The following is a 20,751-nucleotide window of genomic DNA, read 5'->3' on the forward strand; positions in this document are numbered from 1 at the left end:
GTCGGATCGATCTCAGTCATCATGGCGCATGCTCCGATAGGCGATCCAGGTCAGGAACGCGGTGATCGGCACCCAGGCGAGCTGGTACCAGTAGAAGAACGGAAAGCCCAGCAAGACCGGATCGTGGCTGTTGTAAAACGGCACCCAGAGCAAGCCTATATACGGTATCACCAGCAGCCAGCAGGCCGCCGTCCCAAAGCGTTTGTCCATATTGTGCGCCTTTCGGAAGCGGGCGCGGCGACTCGCACCCGGCAACATGAGCATTGCAGCATCTGCCTGGCAGCTCAAAGCAAAAAAATATTGCGCGGCTGCAATCCTGGGGCGCAATCCCCTACATTCATTAGGAAAAGGCGATTGACCGGTCGATATCGCCAAGCGGCCTGACGCCGGCGAGCAGCGCCCTCGCCTCTTCTTCATCCTTGCGGATCTGCGCGACCAGGGGATCAAGGCCCTCGAACTTCAATTCAGGACGGAGATAGCCGAAGAAGGAAACGGAACAGATCTGACCGTATAAATCGCCGCTGAAATCGAAAACATAGGTCTCGAGCAGCGGCGCGCCATTGTCGGTGACGGTCGGGCGGCGGCCATAGCTGGCAACAGCATCACGGATGACGCCATCGGCTGCACGGAACCTGACGGCATAGATGCCGGCCTTCAGCGATATTTCCGGCGGGAGCTGCATGTTGGCCGTGGGGAAACCGAGGGTGCGGCCGAGCTTCTCACCACCGATGATGGGCGCTTCGACGGTGTAGCGGTATCCGAGCATGCCGGCGACCTCAGCGACCTCGCCTTCGGCCAGCAACGCGCGGATACGGCTGGAAGAGATAACCTCGGCATTCTCGTCGCGAAAGGCGTCGATCAGCGTCACGCCGAAACCATTGTGGCTGCCGGCGTTCATGAGGAAAGCAGGGCCGCCCTGGCGATCATGACCGAAATGGAAATCGAAGCCGGTGACGACCTCGGATGCCTGCAGCCAGTCGATGAGGATAGAATGGACGAATTCATCCGCGGAACGCTGCGAAAATGCGCGGTCGAACGGATATTCGATGACGGCATTGAAGCCGATAGCTTCCAGCAGGCGCGCCTTCAGCGGCGCCGGCGTCAGACGGAAGACAGGCCGATCCGGCTTGAAGACCGTGCGCGGATGCGGCTCGAAGGTCAGCACCAGGGCGGGAACGCCACGTTCCCTGGCAATCTCCAGCGCGCGGTTGAGGACCGACTGATGACCGCGATGCACGCCGTCGAAATTGCCGATGGCGACGACGCCGCCTTTCAGAGCCTCGGGAAGCGGCTCGCGGGTCTCGTTGCGATGGAAAACGGTCATCGGCTACCACTCCCCTCAGACAAGGCGCGGCATCCACCACTTCGGCGATGCCTGCTCGCGCGCCAGGAAGGCGCCAAGGGCCGCTTCGTCGGTGTGACCGTCGACGACATATTCGCGGGCGTGGATACCATGGCTGACGTAAAGAAGATCGAGGCCGTAATCGAGCGCGCCACGCACATCGGTCGGCATGCCATCGCCGATCGCAACGACACGCGACAGCGGAAACTCGCTACGAACTTCACGGGCGGCGGCAATCGCCGCGTCATAAATCGGCTGGTGTGGCTTGCCGGCGATGCGTGTCTGGCCGCCGAGGCGCTCATAATAGGCGGCCATGGCGCCGGCGCAGGGGATCATCCGGTGACCGCGCTCGACCACGAGATCGGGATTGGCGCAGATGAGCGGCACGTTGCGGGCGGACCAGGCCGTCAGCATGTCGGTGTAATCGTCAGGCGTTTCGGTCTCGTCATCGAAGAAACCGGTGCAGACGATGCTTTCGGCTTCATTTGCCTCGACGCGCTGCACATCAAGCCCTTCAAGGATGCCGATGTCTCGCTCTGGGCCGAGCAGGAAGACTTTCTTCGGGCCTTCCGCAATCAGCTTGCGCGTCACATCACCCGAGGTGATGATGCGATCGTAAACGCTGTCGGGAACGCCGATCGCCCGCAACTGCTCGACCACCCTGGGAGCGATGCGCGGGGAATTGGTGATGAGCACGACGGTCAGGCCCTCGCCGCGGGCGGCCTCCAGCGCGACGGACGCTTCCTTATAGGCGGAAACACCGTTGTGCAGCACACCCCAGACATCGCAGAGCGCAACATCATAAAGTCCGCCAATCTCGCGAAAGCTTTCGATACGTTTGCCCATGCAGTCCTCACCTCAGATAAATCACGGGCTGACATCGCAAACCGGCCGGCAAATTACAAGAGCGCTACGCAGGTTTTTGCATTGCACCCGCCTTCGGCAGCCAGATGAAGGAACGCCTGACGAGGCGGCAAATGACGGGCCGGCGCCATCGGCAGATCGGCAAAGCCGTCGGCCCGAAGGACCGGAGAACCCTCAAACGTGACAGGGCGAAGCGGGTAAACCTTGCAATAGCATGCTACACAGGGCGACCAACGCCGTTAAACATCCTCGAAACAAGCCATGGCACGCCGCAAAAATTTCACAGTGCTGTTCTTGACTCGCCTGCTACCCACCCCTAAATCAGCGTCGCTAGCACTCGCCTATGCTGAGTGCTAACAAAGCCCATACGGATCCCCCGCTGATCCGTGAAGTCATTTGATCGAGGGATTAGACAATGGCAACCAATTTCCGCCCCCTTCATGACCGCGTCGTTGTTCGTCGCGTTGAATCCGAAGCAAAGACCAAGGGTGGTATCATCATTCCCGATACCGCCAAGGAAAAGCCGCAGGAAGGCGAAATCGTCGCCGTCGGCTCCGGCGTTCGTGATGAATCCGGCAAGGTCATCCCGCTCGACGTCAAGGCTGGCGACCGCATCCTGTTCGGCAAGTGGTCGGGCACCGAAGTCAAGCTTGACGGCGAAGACCTTCTCATCATGAAGGAAGCCGACATCATGGGTATCATCGGCTAATCCAGCCGGTTCCCTTTCCGATACAGCTGACGGGCCATAAACCCGGCCAATGCGAATTCAGGAGTTTTAGATATGGCAGCTAAAGAAGTAAAATTCGGCCGCAGCGCTCGCGAGAAGTTGCTCCGTGGCGTTGATATCCTCGCCGACGCAGTGAAGGTCACGCTCGGCCCGAAGGGTCGTAACGTCGTTATCGATAAGTCCTTCGGCGCTCCGCGCATAACCAAGGACGGCGTTTCCGTCGCCAAGGAAATCGAACTCGAAGACAAGTTCGAAAACATGGGCGCCCAGATGGTCCGCGAAGTTGCTTCGAAGACCAACGACGTCGCCGGTGACGGCACCACGACTGCAACCGTTCTTGCCCAGGCTATCGTTCGCGAAGGCGCCAAGGCTGTTGCAGCCGGCATGAACCCGATGGACCTGAAGCGCGGCATCGACCTCGCTGTTGCAGAAGTCGTCAAGGATCTCCAGGCCAAGGCCAAGAAGATCAACACGTCGGAAGAAGTCGCCCAGGTCGGCACGATCTCGGCAAACGGCGAAAAGCAGATCGGTCTCGATATTGCTGAAGCCATGCAGAAGGTCGGCAACGAAGGCGTCATCACGGTTGAAGAAGCCAAGACCGCCGAAACCGAACTCGAAGTCGTCGAAGGCATGCAGTTCGACCGCGGCTACCTCAGCCCCTACTTCGTAACCAACCCGGAAAAGATGATCGCCGATCTCGAAGACGCGTTCATCCTGCTCCACGAGAAGAAGCTTTCGAACCTGCAGGCCATGCTTCCGGTTCTCGAAGCTGTCGTTCAGACCGGCAAGCCGCTCCTCATCATCGCTGAAGACGTAGAAGGCGAAGCTCTTGCGACCCTCGTCGTCAACAAGCTGCGCGGCGGCCTGAAGATCGCTGCTGTCAAGGCTCCTGGCTTCGGCGATCGCCGCAAGGCCATGCTGGAAGACATCGCCATCCTCACGGGCGGCACTGTCATCTCCGAAGACCTCGGCATCAAGCTCGAGTCCGTTACCCTCGACATGCTCGGCCGTTCCAAGAAGGTTTCGATCTCCAAGGAAAACACGACGATCGTCGACGGCGCTGGCCAGAAGTCCGACATCGAAGGCCGCGTTGCCCAGATCAAGGCTCAGATCGAAGAAACCACCTCTGACTACGACCGCGAAAAGCTGCAGGAACGTCTTGCCAAGCTCGCTGGCGGCGTTGCCGTTATCCGCGTTGGCGGCTCGACGGAAGTTGAAGTCAAGGAAAAGAAGGACCGCATCGACGACGCTCTCAACGCGACGCGCGCTGCTGTTCAGGAAGGCATCGTACCGGGCGGTGGTATCGCTCTCCTGCGTTCGTCCACGAAGATCACCGTCAAGGGTGAAAATCAGGACCAGGAAGCTGGCGTCAACATCGTTCGCCGCGCCCTGCAGTCGCTGGTTCGCCAGATCGCTGAAAACGCTGGTGACGAAGCTTCGATCGTTGTCGGCAAGGTTCTCGACAAGAACGAAGACAACTACGGCTACAACGCCCAGACGTCTGAATATGGCGACATGATCGCCATGGGCATCGTCGACCCGGTCAAGGTTGTCCGCACGGCCCTGCAGAACGCAGCTTCGGTTGCTTCGCTGCTGATCACCACGGAAGCCATGATTGCCGAGCTGCCGAAGAAGGACGCTCCGGCTATGCCTGGCGGCATGGGCGGCATGGGTGGAATGGACATGATGTAATAAGGCCTTCGCCTTATTGCGATTGTTCATTCCGACATCCGGAATTGACGAAGGGCGGCTCTCGGGCCGCCCTTTTTATTGTGTCATGATGACCTGGCAACAAGCTTGGCGAGCATTCCGGTCAATGCAAATTCATGCAATTCGCCCATTGCCGTTTTCAAAAAAGCCCCTATAACTCGCAGCGCAGCGATTTTGGGGAATTAGCTGCAATGCACGCAAATTTTACTTCTTTTGGCCAAGCTTAACCTACGCATTGGTATGACCATGGCCGTGGGTATTGGGGTTGCCCGAATTTATTACTTGAAAATGACTTAACCGGTCGGATCACCATCCGAATGCATCGTTGAAAATGGCAATTGCGGAGATGCGGCTTCGTTTTGCTCATGACGATGCGACAGGCGGCAGACCTTCCATCGGATGGCGTGGGAATTCAAACGAAGCGCGCAGGGGACCCGTGCGCCCAAGTGGGGATCAGCTTGTTCAAGATTGCCAAAGCAAATTTTGCCGCACCATTTGCGCCGGGTTCGCTGGCGTTTGACAGTCACAACCCCGAGATCCTGGCGCAGTTCTGCGTTTCCGAGGGCTGGACCGGCGATCTTTCGAGCGGGATCATCAGGCTTGGGCAATGGAGCACCATGCTGCATGGGCTCAGTTCTTCGGAATGCGGCCTGCTGAGCCTAATGCACAGCTACGATGCGCAGGATCGCGTGCGCATCCTCGATCTTTTCGAACAGGCGGCCACGGCAACGTCCAGCTTCTGCTATTCCACCATGACGCTTGGCACCAACGGCCATCGCCAGCCGATCTTCTGCGTCGGCGAGTCCATCGCCGCGGAGGGAAAACATGCCGGCAGCATGGCCGGTGTCTTCCTGTTTCCGCGCTTCAAGCTGGAGCCGGGCAGCCAGCTGGCAACCCGGCAATAAAAGCATTGCCGATGATGGTCAGGTAAATTCATCATCGCCGCACTTGCGTGCCTGGCCCCTCACCCCGCGAGCGGTAGGAGGCAATTGCATATGAGGTAAGATCGGTGCCGCGTCCCCTTCTCCCCTCGGGGAGAAGGGGACGACAGGCGGATGAGGGGGACGCAAAGAGCACAAAAGCCGATGGGTTCAGAGCGAGATTACCCCCCTCATCCGGCCCTTCGGGCCACCTTCTCCCCCGAAGGGAGAAGGAGTTCCCAGTGCTGACCTGCTTCCAAGAGGTCGGAACCAATCAATCCCGCTTCGGAACGTTCAGGCCGCGCTGGCTTGCGGGGCGCGCAACGGCACGCTCCAGCCAGGCCATGACGGCAGGGAATTTATCGAATTCGAGCACCTCGCGACCACCATAGAAGACGTCGACACCGCGAACCCAGGGGAAGGTGGTGATATCGGCAATGGTATATTCATCGCCCATGATCCACTGACGCCCCGTCAGGCGCTCTTCCAGAATGCCGAGCAGGCGCTTGGCCTCATCGCGGTAGCGCTCCACTGGGTAGGGGTTGTTGGCGACCTTGTCGGCAGCGAATTTGAAGAAGTGGCCGAACTGGCCGAACATCGGGCCGACACCCGCCATCTGGAAGAACACCCATTGCAGCACCTCATAACGGCCGGCCGCGTCCTTGGGCATGAGCTTGCCGGTCTTCTCGGCGAGGTAGACCAGGATCGCACCGGATTCGAACAGGCCGATCGGCTTGCCGTCCGGGCCATTGGGATCGATGATTGCGGGGATGCGGCCGTTCGGGTTCAGCGAAACGAATTCAGGCGACTTCTGGTCGTTGGTGCCGAAGGAAACCAGATGCGGCTCATAGGGAAGACCCAGTTCCTCGAGCGCGATGGACACCTTGACGCCATTGGGCGTCGGCAGCGAATAGAGCTGGATGATATCGGAATTGCTGGCGGGCCAGCGCTTCGTGATCGGGAAAGACGACAGATCGGCCATGGGGCTTGCTCCTGAAAGCTATGATTTGGCGAGTGAATTGGCGCTACCATAGCCGATACGGCGCGTATGGGAAGAGCGATCAGGGGCAGTGATTGTTCAATGATTGTGAACTAATCGTGCGCAGTTGTTTATCTTTTCAACTCCCCGGAAATCACGAATATGTGTCTCCAGAAATTGTCGCCACCGACTTAACCGCTTTCATCGGAGACTGTCATGTCCAACACCAACAACATCATCATTCTTGTGGCGCGCATTCTGCTCGCCTTCATGTTCATCTTCGCCGGCTTCGGCAAGCTGACCGATCCCGCAGGCACGGCCGGCATGATCGCCGGCGCCAACATGCCCTACGCAACACTGCTCACCTATCTCGCAGGCACCTTCGAATTCGTCACGGGCGTCTGCGTTCTGATCGGCTTCCAGGTCCGCATCGTCGGCTGGCTGCTGGCCGCCTTCTGCGTCTTCACCGGCATCGTCTTCCACCTGCCGACCGTCAATGTTCCGGATTTCCCGGCTGCCGCCAACGGCTGGATCAACGGCCTGAACTTCGTCAACTTCCTGAAGAACATCACGCTGGCCGGCGCCTACATCTCGCTCGCCACCAACGGCGCTGGCGTCTATTCGCTCGACGCACGCCGCGGTGCCTACGCCACGGCCTGATCTACCACCTCTTCCAAAAGAAAAAGCCCGCCGAAACTCCGGCGGGCTTTTTCATGTTGAGCCTTATGAAACTCAGAGAGCGGCGCGCACGGCAGCGACGATGCGCGCAATCATGGGATCGCCTTCGTGGCTCGGCTTGCGGGCGCGAACCAGGCAGGCCTCGGAACGCAGGATCGTACCATCCGACAGCACCTTCAGATGGTTCGCCCTGAGCGTCGAGCCCGTCGAGGTGATATCGACGATGATATCGGCGGAGCCGGCGGCCGGCGCACCTTCGGTCGCACCAAGGCTTTCGACGATGCGATAGAGCTGGATGCCGTGCTGGCTGGAGAAGAACTGCTGCGTGAGCCGCCAGTATTTGGTGGCGACCGTCAGCCTGCGGCCATGACGGGCCCGGAAATCGGCCGCGACATCGCCAAGATCGGCCATGGTGTCGACGTCGAGCCAGATATCCGGCACGGCGACCACGACATCGGCATGGCCGAAGCCAAGGCGGGCCGAGAATTCGACGCGACGATCCGCCTCCGCCATGCCTTCGCGCACGAGGTCTTCGCCGGTGACGCCGAAATCGACGCTGCCATTGCCGATTTCACGCGAGATTTCCGAGGCCGACAGGAAGGCGATTTCCACACCATCCCAACCCTCGACACGGCCGCGATAGGAACGGTCATTGCCGACGGCGACGATGGGCATGCCGGCGCGCTCGAAGATCGCGGAGCAATCGTCTTTCATCCGGCCCTTGGAGGGAAGCGCGATGGTAATGGTCATCAGGCTGCCCTCGCTGTTTCGATGCGGTCGAGCCAGAGCGCGAAGCCGACTGCCGGAATATGGTCCTTGGCGCCGAGCAGGGTCATCAGCCGGTCGAAGCGGCCGCCGCCGGCGAGCACCGCCGTCGATCCCTCCACCGTCACTTCGAAGACGAGGCCGGTATAATAATCGAGCGGACGGCCGAAGGCGGCACGATAGTCGATAATCGATGTATCGACGCCGGCATTGGTAAGAGCCCCGACACGCGCGTCGAAACCCTTCAGGGCCGTTTTCAGCTCGAGGCCCGCCGCATCGGCAAAGCCTGCCAGCGCCGCCGAAGCATCCGCCAGTGGCACGCTCAGCGACAGAAACTCCTCCAGCACGCCGAAGGCAGCGTCGTCGAGATGGGTTTCCGAAAGAACCAGCTTCTCGCGAAGACGGCGCGCAATCTCCTGCGGCGAACGGCTGGCATTGGTGGAATAGCCTGTCGCCTGCATGGTGCTGTCGATATGCGTCACCAGCCCCTGCTCGTCGCCGCGGTTCAGGTAGTCAAGCACATGCGGGTCAAGCCCGGTGACCGGCTGCGGGCTTGCCAGACGCGCCAGCATGGTTTCGAGCTGCATCATGTTGCCGAAGGCATGGATCAGGCGCTTCTGCCAGCCGGAAGGCAGCCCAAGTGCCTGCACGACGGCTTCGAACACGGCCTGATCACCCAGGGTCACGGACAATGCCTTGCCGGGCACGACGCGGGTGAGAATGGCGATGGCGTCGCCAATGGCGCGGGCATCGGCGCTTGCCGTATCGCGGTCGCCAAGATCCTCTATGCCGGCCTGATAGAATTCATGGCCGCCTTCGCGGCGCTGGCGAAAGATTTCGCCGAGATAGGAATAGCGCTTCGGCGTGCCGGTGGCGGTTTCGATATGGCGCAGGCAGACGGGAATGGTGAATTCTGGGCGCAGGCAAAGGCTGGCGCCGGTTTCGCTTTCGGTCATGAAGATGCGACGGCGCAGATCTTCGCCGGCCATATCGAGAAACGGCTCGGCCGGCTGGATGATGGGCGTATCCACCCGCTCCGTCCGGCGGACCGAGAATTCATCCAGCAGGTCGCTGGCAAAATTCGGGAGGTTGATCAGGGGCATGCAGCTATTCCCCCCTTCTCCCCAGCGGGGAGAAGGTGCCCGACAGGGCGGATGAGGGGGCGGAGCCTGAGCGTGACGCGAAGGATAGCTTTCCCGAATCGAGAGCCCCCCTCATCCGACCCTTCGGGCCACCTTCTCCCCGAGGGGAGAAGGAGAAAGCAAGACTGCCCAATCGACTCAGACATTACCGTTCGCCCTCTTGCGATCTTCCGCCTGTGCCGCCAGTATTTCCAGTACCTTGGCAACCAATTCTGCCTCCGGCACAACGTCCTGCGCGACGCGGGCTTCACGCCAGCTGGCATTGTCCTCGATCTCGCCGGAGAGGCGTTTGCCCTCGATCAGGTCCTTGAGCTGGACGACGCCCTGCGCGCGCTCATCGCCGCCCTGGATGATGGCGATCGGGCAGCCGCGACGGTCAGCATATTTCAGCTGGTTGCCGAACTTCTTCCAGTTGCCCTGGAACATTTCGGCGCGAATGCCAGCGGCGCGCAATTGCTGCGTGAAGCGCTGATAGCGGCCCATCGCCTCGACATCACCGTCCATGACAGTGACGAGCACGGGCTCGATCACCTCTTCCACGCCGAGCTTGCCGAGGTTCTTCAGCGCCGTCATCAGGCGCGAGACGCCGATGGAGAAGCCCGTAGCCGGCACCGGCTGGCCCATGAATCGCGAGACGAGCCCATCATAACGGCCACCGCCGCCGACGGAGCCGAAGACGACCTTTTCGCCCTTCTCGTTGGTGACATCGAACAGCAGCTCGGCCTCATAGACCGGACCGGTGTAATATTCGAGGCCGCGCACGACGGAAGGATCGATCTTGATACGATCGGACTGATAACCGGCGCTGGTGACGAGGCTGCCGATGAAATTCAATTCATCGACGCCCTCGACGCCATTCGAGGTGCCGGCGACCAGCTCGGCGAGCTGTGCGGCACTTTCGGCATAATCCTTGATGCCGACGAAGAAGAGCACCTTGTCGATCTGCCCGGCATCAAGGCCGGCACCCTTGGTGAAGTCGCCGGATTCATCCTTACGGCCGGGACCGAGCAGCAATGCCACGCCTTCGGGGCCGAACTTGTCGAGCTTGTCGATGGCGCGCAACACGTTCAGGCGCTGGCCGGCCTTCTCATCGCCGCCGAGGCCGATTGCTTCCAAAACACCGTCTAGAACCTTGCGGTTGTTGACGCGGATCACATAGTCGCCGCGCTTGATGCCGAGGGCTTCCAGCGTGTCGGCCATCATCATGCACATTTCTGCATCGGCCTGCACGCCCGGCGCACCGACGGTATCGGCATCGAACTGCATGAACTGGCGGAAACGACCCGGGCCCGGCTTCTCGTTGCGGAAGACATAGCCGGCGCGATAGGTGCGGTAGGGAAGCTGGATCTCGTTGAAATTCTCCGCGACATGACGGGCAAGCGGCGCCGTCAGGTCGTAGCGCAGCGACATCCACTGCTCGTCTTCATCCTGAAGCGAGAACACGCCTTCGTTCGGCCGGTCGCTATCGGGCAGGAATTTGCCGAGCGCATCGGTATATTCGAACAGCGGCGTTTCGACGGGATCGAAACCATAATGCTCGTAAACCGCACGGATCTTTGCGGTCATTTCGTTGACCGCGCGAATGTCGCTGGCGGAACGATCGACAAAGCCACGCGGCAGGCGGGCCTTGAGCTTCTGTGGTTTCTTCTGCTTGTCGCTCATCTGTAGGGTAATCCGGTACGGGAACAGTGGCGGTTAACTAGCGGATTGGGCGGAATGCGGCAAGGATTGTTATATGTTAACGGCCATCAAAGCCGATAAAAGCCCGAGAGAGCGACAGGGACGCCATGCCATACGCGATTGTCTTGAAATGTTCGAATGCCTCTGCCACTCCCGTCACGGATCTCTGGCGGGAGGCCAGCCGGTTCGAAACCGTTCCGTCGATGGAGGCGCTGCACTATCCGCCGCATCTGACCTTTGCGGTCTATCAGGATATCGACGTGCCCTTGCTTTTCGCGACGGCGCAAAAAGCCTTCGGCAGGACGCCGCCCCTATCGGTCGAATTTTCCGGTATCGATCATTTTCCAAACGACATGCTGGTGCTTTGGGCGCGCCCCGCGGACGATCGTGTCTTAAGGCAGATACACCATGCCATTCACGAGGAGATCGACCCTGCCCTCTGCCATGAACATTCGCGCCCGGATCGCTGGCAGCCGCATTGCACGATCGCGATGAAGATTCCAGCAAGCGCCGCGGAGCAGGCGCTGACATGGGCGGCGGGAACAGAAGCGCGATTTACACTCACCTTCGATGCGGTGGATTGCATAAGCTTTCCTCCGGTCGAAATCCTGAGAGAAGTCAAACTGCTGCCTTGATCCACTTTCAATATTCGGATGATGCAATTTGCGCTTGCCTTCGCGGCGAGCGCAGCTAGGTTCTTGGGTATGCGGTTCTTTGCGATCCTGACGATGGTGATTGCCTGGCTGTTCTACGGCGCCATGCCGGCGCTTGCGAACTGTCCCGTCTGCGATTCCGCCATCGCCACGCCCACCGCTTCGACCATGAGCATGCATGATGGAATGGCCGATATGCCTGGCATGGCCGGCCATGGCGACATGGTGCAGCATCAGGACAAGAAGCCGGAAAATCCTTGTGCCGGCGGCATGGCACATGTGGCGTCCTGTGCCGCCTGTCTCGCCCTGACGCCAACGCTTGCGATTGCCGGCGGCAAGCATCTGTTCTCCTATCCGGTGCCAGCGCTTGGCCAACGCCTTGCAGGCTCTCGCCCGGAGCCGATGGCTCCGCCTCCCCGTTTCGTCTGACGATCCTCTGTTTTATCGCAGGAGCGGCTTTCCGCTCACTTTCAGATACCGTCCAGAAACGGAAAGGACACCTATGTCTATCTCAAGAACTCTCATCCTCGCCGGCGCTTTCGCCTTCGCACTCACTTTGCCTGCCCTCGCCGACGACATGTCGGGCATGGACATGAGCAAGCCGATGGGCGATCAGGGCGCCTCCAGCAAGGCGTTCAACGACGCCATGGGCAAGATGCACAAGGACATGATGATCACCTATAGCGGCGATGCCGATGCGGATTTCGTCCGCGGCATGATCCCGCATCATCAGGGTGCGATCGACATGGCCAAGATCGAGCTGAAATATGGCAAGGATCCGGAACTGCGCAAACTGGCGCAGGCCGTCGTCACCGCACAGGAAGCCGAGATCAAGGAAATGAACGCCTGGCTGAAGAAGCACGGCAAGTAATCTTGACAAGGAAGGGAGGCGGCCATCCGCCTCCCTTCTTTCGGGCGTTCACCCGCAGCTGGAAGCGGACGGCTCTCGTAAACCGCTCAATCCATGATCTGCGGCAGGCGCTCGGCCAGCAAATCGATCACCACCCGCATCTTCAACGGAAGCTGCGGCGTCTGCGGCCAGACCAGATAGATGTTCACCGCCCGGCTGGAAGCATTGTTCAGCGCCGGCACAAGCCTGCCGGCCGATATGTGGTCACGCACCAGCCAGCAGGGCAGCCAGGTGATCCCCATTCCAGATGCCGCCGCCTGTGCAAGGACCTCCAGATCATCGAAGCGCAGGCGCGTTGCCGGAAAATATTCAACGGCCGAGCCGTCCTCCTGCAGGAAGATCCATTTCTTCGCCTCGCCGGATCGGCCATACGCAATCAGCTCGTGACCGGCGAGATCGGCGACGGTCTGGGGCATGCCTCTGGCGGCGAGATAGTCGGGAGACGCGCAAAGCACCATGCGAGTTGAGGTGATCTTGCGGGCGGCAAGACCCGCCTCGTCGCGCAGCACGCCATTGCGAACGGCTAGATCGAAGCCTTCTTCGAACAGATCGACGACACGGTCGCTGAAGGACAGGTCCAGTTCGAGCTTGGGGTGAATGCGGGCCAGTTCCAACAGCAGCGGGGCGGCGCAGCAACGGCCGAACAGGACGGGCATGGAGATGCGCAGGCGTCCGGTCACTTCGCGCTTGCCTGATTCCAGCATGGCCTCGCCGGACTGTATCTCGTCCAGCGCCCGGCGGCAGCGCTCATAGAAGGCCTGACCTTCGTCCGTGAGGCTCTGCATGCGGGTGGTGCGGTGAAACAGGCGAACGTTCAGGCGCTTCTCCAGCCTGGCAATGGTCTTGCCGATGGCCGAGCGCGACAGGTTCATGCGCGCCGCAGCCGCCGAGAAGCCACCAGCCTCGACTGCCTCCACAAATTCGGGAATACCGTTGAGCATGTCATTCATCGCGATTGCTTCCTCTAGGGAACCAGTTAGTGGAATTAATATCGCCACTGGCGACCACTAGGCAACGATATAGTCATCTTCCTGCTTCCATTCCTCCCAGGAGATGATGATGACGAAAAGCATGAAGCGCTGGACCCTCGATACGATCCGTGTCGGCGCTCCCTTGAACCTGACTGAAACGGCGGTGCCGACACCTGCACGCGGCGAAGTCCTCGTGCGGGTCAAAGCCGTTTCGCTGAACTATCGCGACAAGCTCGTTCGCGAGACCGGCATGGGGCTGGACATCAAGTTTCCCTTCGTGCCGGCCTCCGACATGGCGGGCGTCGTTGAGGCGGTGGGAGACGATGTCACCCGGTTTTCGGTCGGAGATCGGGTCATCTCGACCTTCAATCCGGGCTGGATCGATGGCAAGCCGCCGCACGGCACTGCCCGCAACCCTCCCTATCGGACGCTCGGCGGCTTTTATCCCGGCATGCTCTCCGAATATGTCGCACTTTCTGAGGATTGGCTGGTCGCCGCACCGAAAAGCCTCGACCATGGCGAGGCCAGCACCCTGCCCTGCGCCGGCCTGACCGCGTGGTTCGCACTGGTGGAACGCGGCAACGTCAAGGCCGGTGATCGAGTGCTGGTGCAGGGAACGGGTGGGGTCGCGCTGTTCGGCCTGCAGATTGCCGCCGCGCAGGGAGCCGAGGTGTTCGTAACTTCCTCGGGCCCGGAAAAGCTCGCCCGGGCAAAGGCGCTCGGCGCCCATCACGGCATCGACCGCAATGCCGGCGACTGGGTGGAGGAGGTGTACCGCCTTACCAATGATCGCGGCGTCGACCATATCTTTGAAATTGCCGGTGGATCGAATTTCGGCCGATCGCTGAAGGCGGTGGTGCCGCATGGCCGCATTTCCGTCATCGGCGTGCTGGAAGGTTTCGACATTTCCGGCCCGGTGGGGCCGCTGCTGTTGAAATCCCCCGTCGTCCAGGGCATCGGCGTCGGCCATCGCCGGGCGCTGGAGGATCTTGTGCGCGCCGTCGACACTATCGAGCTGAAGCCGGTCATCGACCATCGCTATGCCTTTGGCGAAGTTCCGGCCGCCTTCGATCATCTCGATCGCGGCGCCTTCGGCAAGATCGTCATCGAGTTGTGATAACAGCCGGGCCGCCGTGAAAAGCGGCGGCCCGACCCTTGCGTGATATCAGGCCTTCGGCTCGAACGGCTGCGGCACGCGCTGCGCACCCTGGCGGGCGAGCATCCAGCCGGGATATTCTGGCGTGAGCGCGCTGACTTCATCCAGCTTGGCCATATCTTCGGCATCGAGCTTCAGCCTGACGGCAGCGAGATTCTGGGCGAGCTGGTCGAGACGCTTGGCACCGATGATGATTGACGTCACGAAGGGCTTTGCCAGGATCCAGGCGAGCGCCACGGTCGCGACGCTTGCACCATGCTTCTCGGCGACGTCGCGCATGGCGGCGACGCAGGCCCAGGCACGGTCCTTGTCGACAGGCGGGAAATCGAAGCTGGCGCGGCGGCCCTCGCCATTGCCGGGAGCGCCTGGGCCATACTTACCGGACAGTAGCCCGCCGGCGAGCGGTGACCAGACCATGAGGCCGAGCTTTTCCTCCGCCATCAGCGGCACGATCTCGCGCTCCAGATCGCGGCCGGCGATGGAATAATAGGCCTGAACCGTCTCGAAGCGGGCAAAGCCGCGACGTTCCGACAGGCCAAGCGCCTTGGCGATGCGCCAGGCCTGCCAGTTTGAGACGCCGACATAACGCACGAGGCCGCGCGACACGAGATCATCCAGCGCCCGCAGCGTTTCCTCGATGGGCGTGACGGTATCGGTCGCGTGGATCTGGTAGAGGTCGATATGATCAGTCTGCAGGCGGTCGAGGCTTGCCTGTACGGAGTCCATGATATGGCCGCGCGACGCGCCGCGATCGTTCGGCTTGTCGCCCATGACGCCATAGACCTTGGTGGCGATGACGACATCCTTGCGGGGAACGCCGAGGTTCTTGAGCGCCTGGCCAAGCAGCTTTTCGGAGTTGCCCTGCGAATAAACATCGGCGGTATCGATGAAATTGATGCCAGCAGCGAGCGAGCTTTCGACGATCTTGTCGGCGAGCGCCTGGTCGACATCGGCGATCGAGCCCCAGGGGCTGTTGGGATTGGCTTCGCCGAAGGTCATCGTGCCCAGGCAAAGCTCGGAGACGAACAGGCCGGTATTACCGAGTTGATTGTAACGCATAGGAGAAAATTCCCTTGTGGTCAGCCGGAAGAGACTTCCAGTCTGTGAGTTCTTATCTCTTGGCTATATAATTGGCCCCGGCATGGCAGCCGCTTGTCCGCGCCGCCGTGGAGAGGTCAGAAGACAGTCATCGAGGCCCGGCGCTGCGCCGTTGCGATCGAGACAGCATCGACATAATGCACCGGAATCCGATTTCAACGCGAGACCTCCGACCGATCACGATGCGGTTACCAGGCACTCGCTCTTGCTTCCGACCCGGCACAGGATAGATTCCAGCATTCATCTCATACGCAGAACGGAAATGCCGATGACGCAACGCCCGCTGACAACCATCGGCTTCGATGCCGACGACACGCTCTGGCAGAACGAACAGTTTTACCGGCTCACGGAAGTTCAGTTCACCGATCTGCTGGCCGACCACGCCGATAGCGACCGTATTTCGGCGCGCCTGCTGGAGGCGGAAAAACGCAACCTGCGCCATTACGGCTTCGGCATCAAAGGCTTCACGCTGTCGATGATCGAGACGGCCATCGAGATTACCGAGGGCGAAGTGCCGGCGACCGTGATCGCACAGATCCTCGACATCGGCCGCGACCTCCTGGCCCATCCCGTCGAGACAATGCCGCATGTCCGAGAGACGCTGACAGCGCTGTCCGGCACCTATCTGCTGGTGCTGATCACCAAGGGCGATCTTTTCGATCAGGAGCGCAAGCTTGCCCAATCCGGTCTCGGCGATCTCTTCGATGCGATCGAGATCGTCTCGGACAAGAACGCCTCCACCTATCGCCGCATCTTTTCCAAAGTCGGCGACGGACCGGAGCGGGCGATGATGATTGGCAATTCGCTGAAATCGGACATCGTGCCGGCACTTGCCGCGGGCAGCTACGGCGTCTTCGTGCCGCATGAGCTCACCTGGTCCTTCGAACATGTCGAGGAACCAACTGAAGCCCCACGCTTCCGCAAGATCGGACATCTCGGGGAACTGGCGGCGGTCATTGAGGGCCTGTCTTAAGCTTTACTGCCCCTGCTTGGAGCGCGGCGGGAAAAGCATCGGTCCCTGATCCTTCTGCTGATCGGCGGGCGTCTGCTGTGCGGCCGGCGGATTGGGATCGATGAGGATCTCATAGGGAGCGCCGAGCCCGCGACGGCGGGTGACGCGGGAGTAATAGGGTTTGATCAGCCAGGTCGTATCTTCGTTGACCGTGACATCGGCGGTGTTGCCGTCCTCGTCCGTGCCGAAGAAGGATTCATCGTCGTTCGAGGACAGATCGAAGATCGCCATATAGGTATATTTGCTCTTCGAGCTGAAGGTGATCCGCACATGCTGGCCCTTCTTCAGCGGCAGCATGTAGACCTTGCCCTTGCCGAACTTCGTCCAGCCCGTCAATTTCTCCAGCACGGCCGGGAGGGCGATCTTCTCGATCTTCTCTCCCCGGTCGAGTTCCGGCATCTGCAATTGCTGTTGGGCATCCTCCGCATAGGCGGTCCTGCCGCCAAGAAGCGCTAGGACGATCAGGGAAAGACCAAGAACTCTCATGGGCGCACCAATGCGCAACGCAGCGCCTCGACTTCCTTGCGGCAGAAGCAACCCTCTATGTGATCGTTGACGAGGCCCATGGCCTGCATGAAGGCATAGACCGTCGTCGGGCCGACGAATGTCCAGCCGCGCTTCTTCAGATCCTTCGAAATGCGCACGGAAGCCGGCGATGTCGGGTTGGCGCGCAGATGCGCAAGATCGAAGATCTCCGGGCGCTCGGCAGCGGTCGGCTCCTGGCTCCAGAAATAGCGGGCGAGCGATCCGAATTCCGAACGCAGCTCGATGGCGCGGCGGGCATTGTTGATGGTGGAAACGATCTTGCCGCGATGGCGAATGATGCCGGCATCGGCGACGCAACGTTCGATATCCGCCTCGTCGAATTTGGCGACCTTCTCGAAATCGAAACCGGCGAAGGCCGCGCGGAAATTCTCGCGCTTGCGCAGGATAGTCAGCCACGAGAGACCAGACTGGAAACCCTCCAGGCAGATCTTTTCGAACAGCCTGATATCGCTGACAACGGGACGACCCCATTCCTCATCGTGATAGCGCTGATATTCCGGGAGATTGCCGTGCCAGAAGCAGCGGTCCTTGCCATCCTCACCGGTGATGATGCCCGTTTCGGCCATTTTAGCGATTCGTCTCCCATTTCAGCGCATACCACTGGAAGCTGGTAAGCAATTATCGGATAAAACCAGATCCATCAAACATTTAAAATCGTAGGCGCATTCGGACGATCGCGCATTCCGATTCATGATTTACCACTTGCAAACCATCTTTCCAAACCAGGCGGTAACCCTGACAAAGGTTTATCGGCTTCCCGGCATTTTGATGAACAGATGTTTACCATTCGCTCGCGCCCAAGTGGCACCATGGTCATGAACGGGCGCTTTCGCGCCCATCTTCGGCCCATGTGTAGAGAGTTTGTCCGATGATGAAACACGCCATTCTATGCGCCGCCGGCGCCTTGAGCCTGCTCGCCTCAACCGCCTTCGCCAATGACCGCTACCAGACGCGCCCGCCCGTCATCGTCAGCCCCGATCTGACTGCTCCCTGGGTCATGCAGCTCGGCGGCGGCAATGTGCAGCCGGTCGTCTATCCCGTTCGCCCGGGCACGCGACGTGTCGCCAATCCGGCGGTCGAGCAGCAGGCCAACCCGCAGGTTCGTCAGGTCGTGCAGCCGCGCGGGCTGTTCTCGCGCCCCGTCCAGCAAGTCGCCATGGTCCGCCCACAATATCCGGCCATCCGCGGCCAGATCGATCCGCAATTCCTGCCGCAGATCGTCGACTACCAGACCAAGGAAAAGCCCGGCAGCATCGTCATCGATACCAACAACCGCTTCCTCTACCTGGTGATGGACGGCGGCAAGGCACGGCGCTATGGCGTCGGCGTCGGCAAGCCCGGCTTCGAATGGGCAGGCGCCCATACCGTCACCCGCAAGCAGGAATGGCCGGATTGGACGCCGCCATCCGAAATGGTGGCACGCGAAGCGGCAAAGGGACACTATCTGCCGGCACACATGGAAGGCGGCGAAGCCAATCCGCTCGGTGCGCGCGCCATGTATCTCGGCTCCACCCTCTACCGCATCCACGGCACCAATGCGCCCTGGACGATCGGCAGCGCCGTCTCCTCAGGCTGCATCCGCCTGCGCAACGAAGACGTCACCGACCTCTATAACCGCGTGAAGGTCGGCACCCGCGTTATCGTGATGTGATCGGCAGGCAAACCGAAAGACGTGCGGCGGGCATGGGCGATTACGACCCCAAAACTCGCCGCGCCGACCTCCTCTTGCTCTGCACTATTGTTAGGCTATAGCTCTCTCGCTCATAGAAGAGAGGGGCACATTTCTGGGTCGGTCTTTGCGTCGGGCAATTTGATCTTGATCCCCTCGCAGGTTCCGGTAATTTCCTCCTGAAATGAGCGAGGGGAATATCATATGAAAACAATACTATCCGTCGTAGCGACTGGCGTCGCTGCGGCATGTCTTCTTGCGGCCTCGAACGCCGCTGCCTTTACCGCCTCCGCGCCCTCCACGGCGCCTGCCACACGCAGCGATGTGATCCGGGTTGCGATGGAGCCGCAGGGCCAGATCAAGCCGCAGTTCCAGCGCCGGCTGGTCAGGCTGGCGACCAGCGAGGCGCCGGGCACCGTCATCATCGATACCAACAACAAGTATCTCTATCTCGTCGAAGGCAATAACCGCGCGAGACGCTATGGCATCGGCGTCGGCCGCGAGGGCTTCGGATGGTCGGGCGTGGTCAAGGTCGGCCGCAAGGCAGAATGGCCGGGCTGGACGCCGCCGCCGGAAATGCGCATCCGCGAGGCCAAGAAGGGCCACAAGCTGCCGGCCTATCAGGAAGGCGGAGAGGATAATCCGCTCGGTGCGCGCGCCATGTATCTCTACCGCAACGGCAATGACACGGCCTTCCGTATCCATGGCACCAATCAGCCCTGGAGCATCGGCCTCAACATGTCTTCCGGCTGCATCCGCATGATGAACAAGGATGTCACGGATCTCTACGATCGGGTTCCGATCGGCACCAAGGTCATCGTCGTCGGTCCCGGCAACAAGCAGGGCGAGGTCAGCTATCAGGACCGCGGTGTCGATGTGCTGAGAACCTTGTTCGGCGGCTGACGGCCCCACCGATCCCGACCGAATTCAACGATCAAAAGCGCCTCGAGCCGCCGGCTATGCCGGATCATGGCTCGAGGCGCTTGAACCACCTTGCCCCCGGACCACCTGCCTGGCTGACGATGAGCACTGTTGCGCCGTTGTTACAGCCGGAAACTTATTGCACCGGTCTGTCGGAAAACGGCCATTTGCATTCAGTTGACTGTCAGTTCTCCCCCGTAAGCGGCCTCTGGCGACCAGTGACCGCAATAGAAGTGTCATGGAAGCGCGCTTAGATGGCGGCAGTTTGGCATCGGGGGATTCCACATGCATCGCGCATTTCGTATCAGGCAGCCGGCCTTGGCCGCGATTGTCACGTCAGCATTCGTACTTGCCGCCGGCACAGCCTCGGCGGAAATGCAGTTTTCAGCCTATGGCGGCGTCCAGGGCGCAACCGGCGGCAATGTGACCACGTCGGATGGCGCCAATTTCGACCCGAACTGGTCGGGCAAATCCTTCAAGATGCCTCCCTATTTCGGCTTCCGCGGCATCTGGTGGCTTGACCAGTTCGACAAGCCGAACTGGGGCGTGTCGCTCGATTATACCCACGCCAAAGTCTACGGCGATCTCGGCAACACGCCCGGCTGGTCGCATTTCGAGTTCACCGACGGCCTGAACATGCTGACGCTCAACGCGCTCTATCGCTTTCAGGACCCGGGCCGCAGTTGGACGCCCTATGTCGGCCTCGGCGCCGGCATCAACGTGCCGCATGTCGAAGTCACGCGCGCATCGGGCACCACCTTCGATTATCAGTTCGGCGGCCCGTCGCTGCAGGCACAGGCCGGCGTCAGCTACCAGTTCGCCAAGCACTGGTCGACCTTCGTGGAATACAAGGGCAACTATAATTTCGTGAACGATGTCTCGATCGACAGCGGCGACACGCTGAAGACCCGGGTCTTCACCCACGCCCTCAACTTCGGCGTCTCCTTCAACTTCTAAAAATATTGCCCTGACAAGCGCAATCGATCCCCTCAAGCCAGTTCAGGCGGA

General features: G+C 60.6%; 23 protein-coding genes. 12 read left to right on the plus strand and 11 right to left on the minus strand.

Annotated features, from left to right (window positions below; translation table 11 throughout):
• Positions 1-12: 12 nt before the first annotated feature.
• From A6U86_RS25375 to A6U86_RS25385, 3 genes are all read right to left on the minus strand, one after another.
• The gene (locus A6U86_RS25375; RefSeq protein WP_068391887.1) at positions 13-210 is read right to left on the minus strand and encodes a DUF3311 domain-containing protein; all 198 of its coding nucleotides are present in this window, start codon (positions 208-210) and stop codon (positions 13-15) included.
• Positions 211-340: 130 nt separating this feature from the next.
• Positions 341-1,324, minus strand: a complete 984-nt coding sequence (locus tag A6U86_RS25380) for a bifunctional riboflavin kinase/FAD synthetase (protein ID WP_068396827.1) — start codon at positions 1,322-1,324, stop codon at positions 341-343.
• Positions 1,325-1,339: 15 nt separating this feature from the next.
• Positions 1,340-2,188: a TIGR01459 family HAD-type hydrolase gene (locus A6U86_RS25385; protein WP_068396829.1), complete on the minus strand. Its 849-nt coding sequence runs from the start codon at positions 2,186-2,188 to the stop codon at positions 1,340-1,342.
• 433 nt (positions 2,189-2,621) lie between these two features.
• Here A6U86_RS25385 and groES point away from each other — a divergent pair, with 433 nt between their 5' ends.
• The 3 genes from groES to A6U86_RS25400 all read left to right on the plus strand — a co-directional run bounded on the left by groES (position 2,622) and on the right by A6U86_RS25400 (position 5,548).
• A complete protein-coding gene (gene groES, locus A6U86_RS25390; RefSeq protein ID WP_034488329.1) occupies positions 2,622-2,915 on the plus strand; it encodes a co-chaperone GroES in 294 nt (97 codons plus the stop codon).
• 72 nt (positions 2,916-2,987) lie between these two features.
• Positions 2,988-4,625: a chaperonin GroEL gene (gene groL / locus A6U86_RS25395; RefSeq protein WP_068396832.1), complete on the plus strand. Its 1,638-nt coding sequence runs from the start codon at positions 2,988-2,990 to the stop codon at positions 4,623-4,625.
• Positions 4,626-5,101: 476 nt separating this feature from the next.
• Positions 5,102-5,548, plus strand: a complete 447-nt coding sequence (locus A6U86_RS25400) for a hypothetical protein (protein WP_180226347.1) — start codon at positions 5,102-5,104, stop codon at positions 5,546-5,548.
• A 289-nt stretch (positions 5,549-5,837) separates the two neighbouring features.
• Here A6U86_RS25400 and A6U86_RS25405 read toward each other — a convergent pair whose 3' ends face one another.
• Entirely contained in the window at positions 5,838-6,545 is a 708-nt protein-coding gene (locus A6U86_RS25405; RefSeq protein WP_068396836.1) for a glutathione binding-like protein, read from the minus strand.
• 213 nt (positions 6,546-6,758) lie between these two features.
• Here A6U86_RS25405 and A6U86_RS25410 point away from each other — a divergent pair, with 213 nt between their 5' ends.
• The gene (locus A6U86_RS25410) at positions 6,759-7,202 is read left to right on the plus strand and encodes a DoxX family protein (RefSeq protein ID WP_068396839.1); all 444 of its coding nucleotides are present in this window, start codon (positions 6,759-6,761) and stop codon (positions 7,200-7,202) included.
• Positions 7,203-7,274: 72 nt separating this feature from the next.
• Here the strand turns inward: A6U86_RS25410 and hisG are convergent, their stop codons facing one another.
• From hisG to hisS, 3 genes are all read right to left on the minus strand, one after another.
• Positions 7,275-7,970: an ATP phosphoribosyltransferase gene (gene hisG / locus A6U86_RS25415; RefSeq protein ID WP_068396842.1), complete on the minus strand. Its 696-nt coding sequence runs from the start codon at positions 7,968-7,970 to the stop codon at positions 7,275-7,277.
• Complete coding sequence (locus A6U86_RS25420) at positions 7,970-9,088, minus strand: ATP phosphoribosyltransferase regulatory subunit (protein ID WP_068396844.1); 1,119 nt, start codon at positions 9,086-9,088, stop codon at positions 7,970-7,972. Before A6U86_RS25420 ends, hisG begins: the two co-directional genes overlap by 1 nt.
• Before the next feature lie 177 nt (positions 9,089-9,265).
• A complete protein-coding gene (gene hisS / locus A6U86_RS25425; protein ID WP_068396847.1) occupies positions 9,266-10,789 on the minus strand; it encodes a histidine--tRNA ligase in 1,524 nt (507 codons plus the stop codon).
• Between the two features lie 125 nt (positions 10,790-10,914).
• Between hisS and A6U86_RS25430 the strand changes: the two genes are divergently transcribed.
• The 3 genes from A6U86_RS25430 to A6U86_RS25440 all read left to right on the plus strand — a co-directional run bounded on the left by A6U86_RS25430 (position 10,915) and on the right by A6U86_RS25440 (position 12,331).
• A complete protein-coding gene (locus A6U86_RS25430) occupies positions 10,915-11,442 on the plus strand; it encodes a 2'-5' RNA ligase family protein (RefSeq protein ID WP_068396850.1) in 528 nt (175 codons plus the stop codon).
• Between the two features lie 69 nt (positions 11,443-11,511).
• Positions 11,512-11,889: a hypothetical protein gene (locus A6U86_RS25435; protein ID WP_068397866.1), complete on the plus strand. Its 378-nt coding sequence runs from the start codon at positions 11,512-11,514 to the stop codon at positions 11,887-11,889.
• A gap of 73 nt (positions 11,890-11,962) precedes the next feature.
• Entirely contained in the window at positions 11,963-12,331 is a 369-nt protein-coding gene (locus tag A6U86_RS25440; RefSeq protein ID WP_068396853.1) for a DUF305 domain-containing protein, read from the plus strand.
• Between the two features lie 86 nt (positions 12,332-12,417).
• On the opposite strand, the gene A6U86_RS25445 is transcribed toward A6U86_RS25440, so the two are convergent.
• Positions 12,418-13,320: a LysR family transcriptional regulator gene (locus tag A6U86_RS25445; protein WP_068396857.1), complete on the minus strand. Its 903-nt coding sequence runs from the start codon at positions 13,318-13,320 to the stop codon at positions 12,418-12,420.
• A 109-nt stretch (positions 13,321-13,429) separates the two neighbouring features.
• Between A6U86_RS25445 and A6U86_RS25450 the strand changes: the two genes are divergently transcribed.
• Positions 13,430-14,458: an NAD(P)-dependent alcohol dehydrogenase gene (locus A6U86_RS25450; protein ID WP_068397868.1), complete on the plus strand. Its 1,029-nt coding sequence runs from the start codon at positions 13,430-13,432 to the stop codon at positions 14,456-14,458.
• A 48-nt stretch (positions 14,459-14,506) separates the two neighbouring features.
• Here the strand turns inward: A6U86_RS25450 and A6U86_RS25455 are convergent, their stop codons facing one another.
• Positions 14,507-15,556, minus strand: a complete 1,050-nt coding sequence (locus A6U86_RS25455) for an aldo/keto reductase (protein ID WP_068396861.1) — start codon at positions 15,554-15,556, stop codon at positions 14,507-14,509.
• 307 nt (positions 15,557-15,863) lie between these two features.
• Between A6U86_RS25455 and A6U86_RS25460 the strand changes: the two genes are divergently transcribed.
• Positions 15,864-16,568, plus strand: coding sequence for an HAD family hydrolase (locus tag A6U86_RS25460; protein ID WP_068397872.1), 705 nt, complete (start codon positions 15,864-15,866; stop codon positions 16,566-16,568).
• Positions 16,569-16,571: 3 nt separating this feature from the next.
• Here A6U86_RS25460 and A6U86_RS25465 read toward each other — a convergent pair whose 3' ends face one another.
• Positions 16,572-17,093, minus strand: coding sequence for a hypothetical protein (locus A6U86_RS25465; RefSeq protein ID WP_068396864.1), 522 nt, complete (start codon positions 17,091-17,093; stop codon positions 16,572-16,574).
• Positions 17,090-17,719 (minus strand): DNA-3-methyladenine glycosylase I, encoded by a 630-nt coding sequence (locus A6U86_RS25470; protein WP_068396867.1) that lies wholly within the window; start codon positions 17,717-17,719, stop codon positions 17,090-17,092. The genes A6U86_RS25465 and A6U86_RS25470 overlap by 4 nt, the downstream gene beginning before the upstream one ends.
• Positions 17,720-18,021: 302 nt before the next feature.
• On the opposite strand from A6U86_RS25470, the gene A6U86_RS25475 reads away from it, so the two are divergent.
• From A6U86_RS25475 to A6U86_RS25485, 3 genes are all read left to right on the plus strand, one after another.
• On the plus strand, positions 18,022-18,804 hold the full coding sequence (locus A6U86_RS25475) for a L,D-transpeptidase (protein WP_068396870.1): 783 nt from the start codon (positions 18,022-18,024) through the stop codon (positions 18,802-18,804).
• A 222-nt stretch (positions 18,805-19,026) separates the two neighbouring features.
• Positions 19,027-19,725, plus strand: coding sequence for a L,D-transpeptidase (locus A6U86_RS25480; protein ID WP_068396872.1), 699 nt, complete (start codon positions 19,027-19,029; stop codon positions 19,723-19,725).
• A 303-nt stretch (positions 19,726-20,028) separates the two neighbouring features.
• Positions 20,029-20,700: an outer membrane protein gene (locus tag A6U86_RS25485; protein WP_068396874.1), complete on the plus strand. Its 672-nt coding sequence runs from the start codon at positions 20,029-20,031 to the stop codon at positions 20,698-20,700.
• Positions 20,701-20,751: the final 51 nt, after the last annotated feature.

It is taken from the genome of Rhizobium sp. AC27/96 (genome assembly GCF_001692325.1).
Taxonomy (GTDB): Bacteria; Pseudomonadota; Alphaproteobacteria; order Rhizobiales; family Rhizobiaceae; genus Rhizobium.